Origin of the sequence: Paenibacillus sp. BJ-4, from assembly GCF_020404765.1 — a bacterium.
In the GTDB taxonomy this organism is placed as follows: domain Bacteria; phylum Bacillota; class Bacilli; order Paenibacillales; family Paenibacillaceae; genus Paenibacillus.
In genome coordinates this window covers 61128-72033 of sequence record NZ_JAIVEM010000161.1, presented here as the reverse complement: position 1 = coordinate 72033, position 10906 = coordinate 61128, and the positions used below count along the sequence as shown (strand labels likewise).

General features: G+C 46.4%; 7 protein-coding genes and 2 pseudogenes. 7 read left to right on the top strand and 2 right to left on the bottom strand.

From position 1 onward, the window contains the following. The first annotated feature begins 222 nt into the window (after nucleotides 1-222). The 7 genes and pseudogenes from LCF57_RS23750 (at nucleotide 223) to LCF57_RS23720 (ending at nucleotide 8784) form a co-directional block, all read left to right on the top strand. Nucleotides 223-986, top strand: a protein-coding gene (locus LCF57_RS23750) for an IS5 family transposase (protein WP_102163329.1) whose coding sequence is annotated in 2 segments (ribosomal slippage) — nucleotides 223-559 and nucleotides 559-986 — 765 coding nt in all. Because the reading frame shifts where the segments join, the coding sequence is not laid out codon by codon here. Between the two features lie 127 nt (nucleotides 987-1113). Then, nucleotides 1114-1500 (top strand): annotated as a pseudogene (locus tag LCF57_RS23745) (SDR family NAD(P)-dependent oxidoreductase); the annotation flags it as partial. Nucleotides 1501-1788: 288 nt separating this feature from the next. Beyond that, nucleotides 1789-3257 (top strand): annotated as a pseudogene (locus LCF57_RS23740) (IS5 family transposase). 222 nt (nucleotides 3258-3479) lie between these two features. Beyond that, entirely contained in the window at nucleotides 3480-3686 is a 207-nt protein-coding gene (locus tag LCF57_RS23735; RefSeq protein WP_080771912.1) for a hypothetical protein, read from the top strand. Nucleotides 3687-3700: 14 nt separating this feature from the next. Beyond that, entirely contained in the window at nucleotides 3701-3823 is a 123-nt protein-coding gene (locus tag LCF57_RS27995) for a hypothetical protein (RefSeq protein WP_301336225.1), read from the top strand. 378 nt (nucleotides 3824-4201) lie between these two features. Then, a complete protein-coding gene (locus LCF57_RS23725; protein WP_226002899.1) occupies nucleotides 4202-6364 on the top strand; it encodes a DNA topoisomerase III in 2163 nt (720 codons plus the stop codon). Nucleotides 6365-6681: 317 nt separating this feature from the next. Next, the gene (locus LCF57_RS23720; RefSeq protein ID WP_226002898.1) at nucleotides 6682-8784 is read left to right on the top strand and encodes a type IA DNA topoisomerase; all 2103 of its coding nucleotides are present in this window, start codon (nucleotides 6682-6684) and stop codon (nucleotides 8782-8784) included. Nucleotides 8785-8854: 70 nt separating this feature from the next. Here LCF57_RS23720 and LCF57_RS23715 read toward each other — a convergent pair whose 3' ends face one another. Both LCF57_RS23715 and LCF57_RS23710 read right to left on the bottom strand, forming a co-directional pair. Next, a complete protein-coding gene (locus LCF57_RS23715) occupies nucleotides 8855-9619 on the bottom strand; it encodes an HAD family hydrolase (RefSeq protein ID WP_226002897.1) in 765 nt (254 codons plus the stop codon). Between the two features lie 63 nt (nucleotides 9620-9682). Beyond that, nucleotides 9683-10600 (bottom strand): ArsR family transcriptional regulator, encoded by a 918-nt coding sequence (locus tag LCF57_RS23710; protein WP_226002896.1) that lies wholly within the window; start codon nucleotides 10598-10600, stop codon nucleotides 9683-9685. Nucleotides 10601-10906: the final 306 nt, after the last annotated feature.

Genomic DNA, 10906 nt, shown 5'->3' with positions numbered 1-10906 from the left:
ACTGGTATCCGGGAGCTACAGACTCTTATGGCCGTCCTATTCTGGCCAATCAATATGCAGATGCAGTTTACGCTACTTATAAGGGCTATGGCGGTAAGAACTAAGGTGGATTTTAAAAAAAGATAAGCAAAATCGGGCTGAAAAATGCGTTTTTTCAGCCCGATTTTTTTAGGGCCTGTACGCAAACTGTACAACTCGTAGAAATCTAGTAAAATAAGGCACATGAGACGAAGATACGAGTTAACGGATGAAGAATGGAATATAGTTGACCCCCTGTTGCCCCCAGCCCGAAAAAAACAGGGAGGACGTCCGCCCAAGGATCGGCGCCAGATGCTCAATGCCGTGCTTTGGGTTGCTCGAACGGGCGCGCCATGGCGGGATTTACCGAGTTACTATGGCCCTTGGTCTTCAGCCTACAGCTTTTTCTGGCGGCTACAAAAAGCGAATATTTGGGGTGAAATACTGAAGCATGTCGCCATCGAGCCGGATTGGGAGCAGGTCATGGTCGATGCCACCATCGTCCGCGTCCATCAACATGGAGCGGGCGCAAAAGGGGGCAGGACCGGCAAGCAATCGGACGTTCGCGCGGAGGATTAACTACCAAAATTCATGCGATGGTGGATGCGCTCGGCTATCCGCTGCGTTTCGAATTGACGCCAGGACAAGACCACGATTCTGTCACCGGCTATCGCCTTCTTCATGAACTGGACTTCTGCCCGGGCGAAGTGTTGGCTGATCGCGCCTACGATACCAATGCCATTCTGGAGCTTTTGCAAAGCCGAGCGATCACTCCGGTTATCCCAAGCAAACGCAATCGGCGGGTAAAGCGCCCGTTAGATTCTGAAACGTATAAAGAGCGACACTTAATTGAATGCTTTTTCAACAAAGTAAAAAACTATCGACGCTTGGCCACTCGCTATGAAAAAACAGCGAACATGTTCATGGCTTTTTTGACGCTGCTTTCAATTCGTTTATGGCTCAAATAGGTTTGCGTACAGGCCCTAGAGAATTGTACAATTAAATTTTTGAATAAGAACAAAGAGAAGGTTCTAAAACAGGCATTCTCTCTAAAAAATATGTACAATATACTATTTGTGAAAAGTTATGTAGATACTCGAGCATTTGAAGTCCAAAGAAGAAGCGGTTATTATCAACACGACTTCGTCACTTGGATTCGTGCCACTGGCGGGTGCTGCTGTTTATAGTGCGACGAAAGCAGCGCTCCATTCCTATACGCTATCCCAACGGTACATGCTTAAAGACACATCGGTGAAAATCCTGGAAATTGCGCCGCCAGGGGTTCAAACGTATTTCAATAACGATCCGAGCTCTATGCTACTAGCATCATTCATTGATGAAACGATGAAGGTACTTGGTACGGATGCGGACGAGGTTCTAGTGGAAGAAGCGAAAGTATTTCGAAACAACCCGGGCCCGAACGAAGGTATTTTTGTGAACCAGTTAAACAATATGATGTTTGAGCCGCCAAAGGGTCATTAATCCGTTTAATACTTAGCGTATATTTTCGTTAATTATCTCAACTCGCTTTTAGAAAATCCTTGATTATCAAGGGCGTGTACATCGAAGACATGTAAACAACGTATTCGCCTTGACAATGAGCCTCGCGGCATCGGAGTCTAAACACGTGCGCCGATGCCCATAGGACACGGTTTACCTAGGGCTTGCTGAACGAATCAAAACTCCAACAGGCACAAGGGTTTAGGGCCTCTTATGTCGAAGGAAAACGGGGCAGCCCCGTGAAAAACCGTGCACTTGGAGGCGTCAGGATTGTATCAGCGAACCGAGAACCAGATGAACCTGCCCGTCGACTTTTTTCTGCCGTTCGGCGGAAAGCTCGCAGAAGATAACCGCTGGGTGCTGCTGGCCCAGATGATTCCGTGGTGGATGCTCGAAGAGAAGTATGCGAAAAACTTCAAGAAAAGCCTCAAGGGCCAAAAAGCCGTTTCGATCCGTATCGCGCTCGGCGCACTCATCATCCAGGAGCGGCTTGGCACCGATGATCGGGAGACACTTCGTCAGATTCTGGAGAACCCGTATCTGCAGTACTTCCTCGGTCTGCCGGAATATCGGTACCGCCGTCCGTTTCATCATTCTCTCATGACGCATTTCCGCAAGCGATTGGGTGGCGAAATTCTGGATGAAGTGAATGAATGGATCGCTCTGGAAGAAGCGCGCAAGTGTCGGATGATTCATCGGACGACGATGAACCTGGCAGCGGAACTGACGCAGCGTCCGGTAAGCCTTCAGAAACGCAGCCACAGCAGATGGAACTGACGAACGAGGGCGAACTGCTGCTGGACGCTACCTGCGCGCCGGCGGATATCGCCTACCCGACGGATTTGTCGTTACTGAATCAGGCCAGAGAAAAGCTGGAGAAGATCATCGACATCCTGCACGAACCGGAACGTGGAAAGACCCGCAAGCCCAGAACATACCGAGAGCGTGCCCGCAAAGCCTATCTGGCGGTTGCCAAGCAGCGGCGCGTGAAGCCGCGCGCGATGCGAAAAGCGATCGGCAAGCAGCTCAGGTTCGTTTCCCGTGATCTGCGCATGATCGCCGAACTCGCCGATATGACGAGCGGCCTGCCGCGGCGTTTGTACAAGGAACTGCTGGTCATTCAAGAGCTTTATCGTCAGCAGCAAACGATGTATGACAAGCGGACACACAGCATATCGGATCGGATTGTCAGTATCGCACAGCCACATGTCAGACCGATCGTGCGCGGCAAAGCCAGGGCAAACGTCGAGTTCGGAGAGAAGCTGGCGATTAGCGTGGTGAACGGCTACGCTTTCCGCGAGCATCTGTCGTGGGATAGCTACAACGAAGGGCAGACATTGCAGGACGCCGTAGAGCGTTACCGCGCCAGATTTGGTTATTATCCCAAAGCGGTGCTGGCCGACCAGATCTATCGAACCCGCGACAACTTGCGCTTCTGCAAAGAGGGAATTCGCTTAAGCGGACCGCAGTTGGGTCGTCCGTCAGCCGATCAGCAGGAGAAAAAGAAAATCGCCAAGACGGATGCAGCCGCACGCAATGCGGTGGAAGGCAAGTTCGGCGAAGGCAAGCGCAGTTATGGGTTTGGCCGTATTCGAGCACACCTTCAGACGACGAGCGAGACCGTGATCGGGCTGCAACTGCTGGTGATGAACCTCGAAAAGAGACTTCGGGTTCTCTTTTTGTCTATTTTGCAATGGCTGTGGTTGAGACTCGCGGTCCGCTTGCTCGTTCCACTGTAAAATGTGACCCGTTCAGCAAGCCCTACCTAGCAAGGTTATCCGATGCCTCTCATTGTAAAGGCACCACTACGCTGAATACGTTGTTTACAGAGTTAAGATATCCCGTAAACAAAGTAACATTATCGGTGAAATTCGTTACTTTGTTTACTATTAATAGCATGGTTTAAGCTAGTCAAGATAAAGTTAAAATGTTGGCGGATCGCCAATAGGACTAATGACAAATTGAAGGTGAAATTGCATATCGACAGCGGACACGATGCCGGGGCGATGTGGTTTGCGTACTCGACCGTCTATTCTTCACCGGACGGAAGCGGCTGGTATTCGCTCGTTATCATTGAAAAAAATGGTTTTTTTCCAATGCGCCACACGGAGCAAAAGCCAGTGCAACGATCTACAGTGTCATTGAAACAGCGAAGAAAAACGGGCTAAATCCTTTCAAGTATTTGACGGACCTGCTCGAACAGCTTCCGCAGCTTGCGAATCCGAAAGATCCGGTTGAGCTAGACGAATTGTTGCCATGGTCGCCTTCGCTCCCACTGACGTGCCGCCTATTTCAATCAAACTAAGACTAACAGGCCATCATCTTGGGAACAAGGTGGGGGCTATTTTGCGCTTACACAACTGCTGGTGATGAACCTGAAAAGAGACTTCGGGGTCTCTTTTTGCCTCTTTTGCAATGGTTTTTGTCAAGGCTCGCCGTTCATTTGCTCGTAACATCGTAAAACATGATCCGCTAAGAAAGCCCTAATTATCAAGATTCAATGTGATGTCTGAAAAGAAAATTGAATTTACCTAAGAATGGATATAAAAAAAGAGGGAGTGAAGCCCAGCAACTATTTCATACCACTTATTATCATTTTGCTGTATATAATTCTAAGTCATGAAATTGAACCGATTTGCTGATATAATCAATTTATAGTTCTCTCAGAAAGGTCCGTGACATATTGAAACTTATTATTGCGGAAAAACCGGATCAAGGGGCGAAGTTGGCTTCACCTTTTAAACATAAAAAACAACAAGGGTATATTGAAATCTCACCGAACGATACATTTCCAAAAGGAGCCCTAGTGACTTGGGCTGTTGGTCATGTTTGCGAATTGGTGCCTCCAGAGGAATACGATCCTAGTCTTAAGAAGTGGAGTCTAGACACTTTGCCGATATTACCCGAAAAATTTAGACATCGCGTTTCTCCTTCTAAAGCCAAGCAATTTCAAGTGATTAAATCCCTTTTAATGCGTCCAGATATCAAAGAAATCGTCCATGCCGGGGATGCCGGGAGGGAAGGAGAGTACATAGTCCGCATAGCGGTTCAGCTTGTTGGAGTGAACAAACCTATGAAACGGCTATGGATATCATCGTTAACACCCAAAGCCGTCGAACAAGGTTTTATGAATTTGAAAGGTGAAGAGGATACCCGGTCCTTATATTATGAAGCCGTTAGCCGTTCTTGCGCTGATTGGCTCGTAGGAATGAATGGTTCACGGGTATATTCACTTCTGTTCCAGCGTAGAGGAATTAGAGAAGTATTCTCAACTGGGCGTGTACAAAGTCCGACATTGGCGCTAATCGTAGCACGCGAGAAAGAAATTCAGAATTTCAAACCGGAACCGTTCTGGGAATTAAAAGCCAAATTCCTAATAAATGATACTGTCTATGAAGGCACATGGTTTCGGGAGGAGCAAACACGGTTTGCAAGTCGGGATGAAGCGGAGTCCGTCAAAAGAAACTGTGAAAATAAGCTGGCATCAGTCAATGAAATTGAGAGAGAGCGAAAAGAATTTCAACCGCCACAGCTCTTTAACTTATCTTCATTGCAAGCAGTTGCCAATCAAATTTATAAATATTCGCCTCAAAATTGTTTAAATGCGCTGCAGCAGCTTTATCTGGAAGGATACATTTCCTATCCGAGATCGGATTCGGCTTATGTAACACCTGAAGAAGCCAGGCAATTTCCTGAGATTCTTTCAAAGTTAAGTCGTCAAGAATCATTCAAGGATTTCTTTCCTTTGCCCATACAATCTATTGCCAATAATAAGAGATTTGTCAATGCGGCAAAAGTAAGTGATCACTATGCGATCATTCCAACAGAAGTGATCCCCCAAATCGGACGATTGAAACCAGAAGAGCGTAATTTATACGAGCTGATTGTCAAGAGGCTGATAGCTGCGCATTATGATAAGGCTATTATTGATTATTCGCGCTTAATTACAGTCGTAGGTGATCAAGAAACATTTCTCACCAAAGGAAGACTTATTGTGCAGGAAGGTTGGCGAAAAGTTCTGTATGATTCTGATTCTCAGGAAGAATCCGAACCAGATGTATTACCTCCATTGGAGCAAGGCGACTCAGGAACAGTTGAAGAATTACTTGTAAAAGAAGGAAAAACTCAGGCTCCAAAGCGATACACCGAAGGGCAATTGATTACTTTAATGAAGACGGCTGGAAAGCATCTTGAAGACGCAGAGTTAGAGAAAATTCTTGAAAAAACAGAAGGATTGGGCACGGAGGCCACGCGTGCCGGTATCATCTCAGTTCTTAAAGACCGCAAGTATATTGAGGTAAAGAAAAACATGGTTTATGCTACAAGCAAGGGGATTATATTGATCGATGCTTTAGGCGACAGCATATTAGCATCCGCAGAAATGACAGCCAAGTGGGAACAACGACTTCATGATGTCGGGCAAGGCAATGCGTCCCCGCAATCGTTTATGGAGCAGGCTAAAAGATTGTCGCAAAAAATTGTCGATGATGCAATTCGAAACTCGATGACTTGGACTTTTACAGCAAAAAGTATGGAGAGTAAAGAGCAGACTGAAAAAGCGGATAAGGTTTCTGGAGGTTTAGGTCTTGGTCCGTGTCCGAAATGCAAAGAGGATGTTATAGATAAAGGGGCGGCTTATAGTTGCTCGGCAAGGCCGCGATGCGATTTTTCATTTTCTAAAAAAGTATTGGGTAAAACCATAACAGAAACGCAGATCAAGAGGTTTTTGGGGAAAGGGAGGACAAACCTTATTAAGGGATTCAAAAAAGGTGACAAAACTTTCGAGGCCGCACTTGTCTGGAAAAAGGAAGAAGGTAGGGTCGGTTTTGAATTTAAACCGAAGTAAGGATATTATCTTGACAAGACTAGGTAAAATAATTAAATTAAACGTATGACTATGAATCATTATGCGAGATGTGACAAGAGTTGCATCGAGCTCTAGCCAGGCGGCAAAAGAGCACTTGTAAGATTTCATTACAGGATTCAATCGAGTCCCGTATGATTTCTTTTAAGTTGCTCTTTTTTTATTGAAAAGCGTGCGTCATTATGACTCAAGTACTACAACTCAAAATGTATAAATATGCATTTGATTCTATGTATCCTTTAACTGGTTTAATCCAGCTCTCTAAAAGACGAAAAAATCCCTATGCGAGGAGTGAAGTTATGAAATTATTAGATGTCGTTGGATTAAACGGAGTAGGACATATAAAAGGTTTTTTCACAACATGCATATGCGAACTTTCCATTAGTGAGCATATATTTGCGTTGATTCAACAGCAGCTGAAGCTGCGTCAGCCCGTCAAGCGACTGTGGATCTCAGATTTGACGGCAGAAAGTATTGCGACAGGCTTCGAACGGTTGCGAGATGCTTCAGAATTTGAATTTCTGACTCAGGCTGCGCGGGCACGAAGTGAAGCGGACTGGCTGATCGGTATGAACGCCTCCAGAGCCTTCACAACACGACATAACACGCTGCTATCGGTAGGGCGGGTCCAGACTCCTGTGCTGGCATTAATCCATGATCGGGAAAAGGAAATTGAGGCATTTCAGTCTCAAACCTTTTATGATGTATGGGCTGAGTTTAAGCAAGATCAGATCAAGTATAAAGGTGCGTGGCAGGGGGATCGACTAACTAAACCCGAAGAGGCCGAGGAAATAGCTGCAGCGGTTCGCGGCAAAACAGGCAGCATTACCAAGTATGATACGAAGCAAACGAAGGAGTATCCTTTTAAACTGTATGATTTGACGTTGCTTCAACGCGAGGCGAATGCCAAGTACGGTTATTCGGCCAAAAAAACATTGGATGTGGCACAAGCTCTTTATGAGCGGCATAAGGTCATTTCTTATCCGCGTACCAATTCCAATTATGTGACAGAACAAAATATAGACGGGATGCACAAGGCGCTGCGTATGTTGGGCACAGGGCCTTATGCTGAGCTGGTACAAGAAGCAAACCCTAATTTGGTCCATAAACAGAATAAATCGGTCTGTAATCCGTCTCGTGTTGAGGATCACCATGCTATTTTGCCAACATTGAAAAGGCCAGAAACGCTTAGCAAGGAGGAACAAAATATATATGACCTGATTATTCGCAGGTTTTTGTCACATTTTTTCCCTCCCGCTGAATATAAAATGCATACCGTGATGACGCAGGTGGACAAACATCTGTTTAAAACAAGTATCAAGGAGCTTCTTTCCTTGGGATGGAAAGTCGTTTTGAGCAAGGCTGACCAGGATAAAGGTAAAAAGAGTAAATCATCCAAGAAAGAGGAAGAAGAGGAGACGGACGAGTGGACGGACAAGACGTTTGAGATCGATGCAGGTCGTCAAGTGGACTGTATTCGCGCCGAGATGAAAGAAAAGGCGACTCAGCCGCCTAAAAGCTACACGGAGGGCACATTGCTGAAAGCGATGGAAAGCGCGGGCAAGCAGATGGAGAATGAGGAATTACGCGAGGTTATGAAGGATGCTGGATTAGGTACACCTGCGACACGTGCCGCCACCATTGAACGATTAAAGAAGGTCGGCTACATTGAAATGAAAGGCAAAAAGATTCTCATTACGGATAAGGGGAAAATGGCCATTGACCTGATCCGTAACGCAGGGGTCGATCTGTTAGCTTCGCCGGAAATGACGGGACAATGGGAACGCCGCTTGCATCAAATTTCGAAGGGTGAGGCAGCTCAGGAGAAGTTTATGGATAACGTTAAGAGATTTACGTTGTCCATCATTGACAAGGTGAGGCAGCAGCCACCAGCTCCGGCAAATGCTTTTGGCGAGGAAGCGAGGGGCAAACGTGCGGCTGGAAAAGGGAGCACCCGCAGTGCAGGTGCGAGTGGACGCACAGCCGCCAAAGGAACGCGCGTCTCATCAGGTCGCGGTAGCAGCGTTGGAAGCGCAACGTTGGAGCGTACCTCGGATGCGGCTTCAGCCGCAGGAGCAGCGCGCAGCTCCTCCAACGGTCCGTCAGGTGCTTCACCGAGCCGACGGGAGGCTCTGGGCAGCTGCCCACGCTCCAATTGCGGAGGAAGCATTATTGAAGGCCGCAAGGGGTACGGGTGCAGCCACTACAAGCAGGGATGTGGCTTTGTCGTCTGGAAGGAATATGCTGGCAAGCAGATTACGGAAACGATGCTCAAGTCTCTGCTGACGAAGGGACAGACGCAGTTGTTGTCTTTTAAGCGTAAAGATGGATCGACCGTCAAAGCGCGAATTGTGCTGAATGAACCGGGGACAGGGCAGCTTAGCGTTCGTGAGGAAAATTGAAAAAAAGGTTACCAGGCGATGATTTGGACAGACTGAACAGGCTAATATGTTTTAATCACAAAAAAGGACCCTATCCGAGGGTCCTTTTTTGTTGATGCAATTGTATGCTTTCGTGTATCACTCGTGGTACTTCTGTTAGCTTCTGTATCGTATACAGCACGGAATTCGCGTTTTTTTGCAGTTCAACCATATTGTAAATCCATTCCTTGGGCTGCTTGAGATATACAGCATGAATACCTGCCGCAAGAGCTGGAGATACATCGGTACGCAGGGAGTTTCCGATCATCCAGGTAATGCTTCGGTCAAGGCGATTCATCTGGATGATTTCTTCCAATGCTTCGACATTTTTATGCTGGCGTATATAGATGCGTTCATCAAAATAATTAGCCAGCTTCATTTGTTCAATCTTTCTTTCCTGAATGATCTGCTCACCGCCAGTGTAGAGATGCAGGGAATGTCCGGCCTTTTGGAGTGAGTTCAATGTTTCGATCATTCCTGGATACGGTTCGATTTCCTGCTCGTACACACTTCGTCCAAGGGAGCGAAGCTCCTGCTCGTCCCGAGAATCTATACGACGTCCGAATTGTTCCGAGAAAAAGTGGTACGTATCAATCAACGATTGTGGGAAATGCTCGCTGGCAAAGCCCAACTGATGAACACCAGCCACATCAATTTCGATTTGTTTCTCACGAATTGTATTTTCCTTCAGGTTATGGGCGGCAAACCATTCCTGAAGCAAATCGAAAAAGTGGTTGAGAATCTGGTCAAAATACTTGTTGCAGTGGACCAAAGTGTCATCAAGATCAAATAAAATGTGCTGCTTCGGATACGACATGATACATACTCCTTCCAAGCCAAAGCTTTAACGGTGTTCTCTATAACTAAAGGTGCAGTTTAATTACAATCCAATATAGGATTCCAAAAATACCTGTAAATCAGCCGCTCCATCGGGACGGATGCTGAATTTTTCTTTATGATAGCGCCCGATGTGAATGCGAAGCAGACCAGCCACTCGCAAAATCATCATATCAGACATAAGCGTATCTTCCAATCGGCTCAAATCATGGCGCATTTCTTCCAGAGATTTAGGGCCTTGAGCCACATAACGCAAAATTCGCAGTCGTTGCGGATCATTGACTGCACGAGTGAGCCGCAGCAGGAGCGTAGGCGGTTCTTCCTCGCTTTCCTCGGGTATGTCTACCGGATACTGGATCAGCAGCATACGTGAATAAAAACAGTATGAATTAATCGGGCGATTATGGACGACTGGAAACAGGACAACTGTATCCAGATCTTCCATATGTGGAACGATCAATCCAGCTGTGGCGTATTCAACCAATGCTTCTGGCTCCATCTTGCTCAAAAGCATACGCTTCTCCGCAGCGTCTTCCTCTGCCAGTGCGCGCAGCTCACCTTCCAAAACCCGAAAATAATCGCGGTCCCATAATTTGAGGAGTGGTACATATACCTTACGTATACGTAAAGATTCTTCAAGGGTTAAAAAAGGGATGTGCGGAACAAGCAACTCAAACATATCTTTATCCGGGCCGTGCTCCAAATAAGAGATATAGTCGGATATTTCATCCGACTCCGGTCGAAGCAAAGCCCAGGCATAGAGTGCATCATAATCGCTAAAAGGGCAATCCTGGGCTGTAGCAAGCTCAATACGAACCTCGTGTTGCAGCCGAGCATCCACCTTGTCGATCCATTCATGCCCCAAGTCCATATCGTGTACCCACTTTTTCGTTACATAGGCCATGAAGCTGCCCAATAATTCGTAAATTGGAGAAGTGTCTATTTTAATTTGATAACTCATGGAATCAAATGCCTCCTATTCTGTCTTCGAGCCCAGAGCGGTGAACGAATTAAGCCCGTCCATAAGCACAACATGAGCATTTTGAAGTTGCTCACTTATTTATTATGGCTTGTTCTGCCAGGCATTGTCCACTATAATATGAATTAATGCGCTGTGACATGAAGAGGTTCGGATTGAACATACGTGACTCCTTAACGAATGGAGTCGGATTACATATCAGACAAGCTCTTTCCGTAAAATCGTCATCTCAGATGACGATTTTTTCTTCTTTTCTGCAATACGTTAAAATCACCAGAATTTTGTATG

Coding starts and splice junctions, on each gene's coding strand:
- LCF57_RS23710 (WP_226002896.1), bottom strand. CDS start 10,600: ATGAGTTATCAAATTAAAATAGACACTTCTCCAATTTACGAATTATTG.
- LCF57_RS23720 (WP_226002898.1), top strand. CDS start 6,682: ATGAAATTATTAGATGTCGTTGGATTAAACGGAGTAGGACATATAAAA.
- LCF57_RS23715 (WP_226002897.1), bottom strand. CDS start 9,619: ATGTCGTATCCGAAGCAGCACATTTTATTTGATCTTGATGACACTTTG.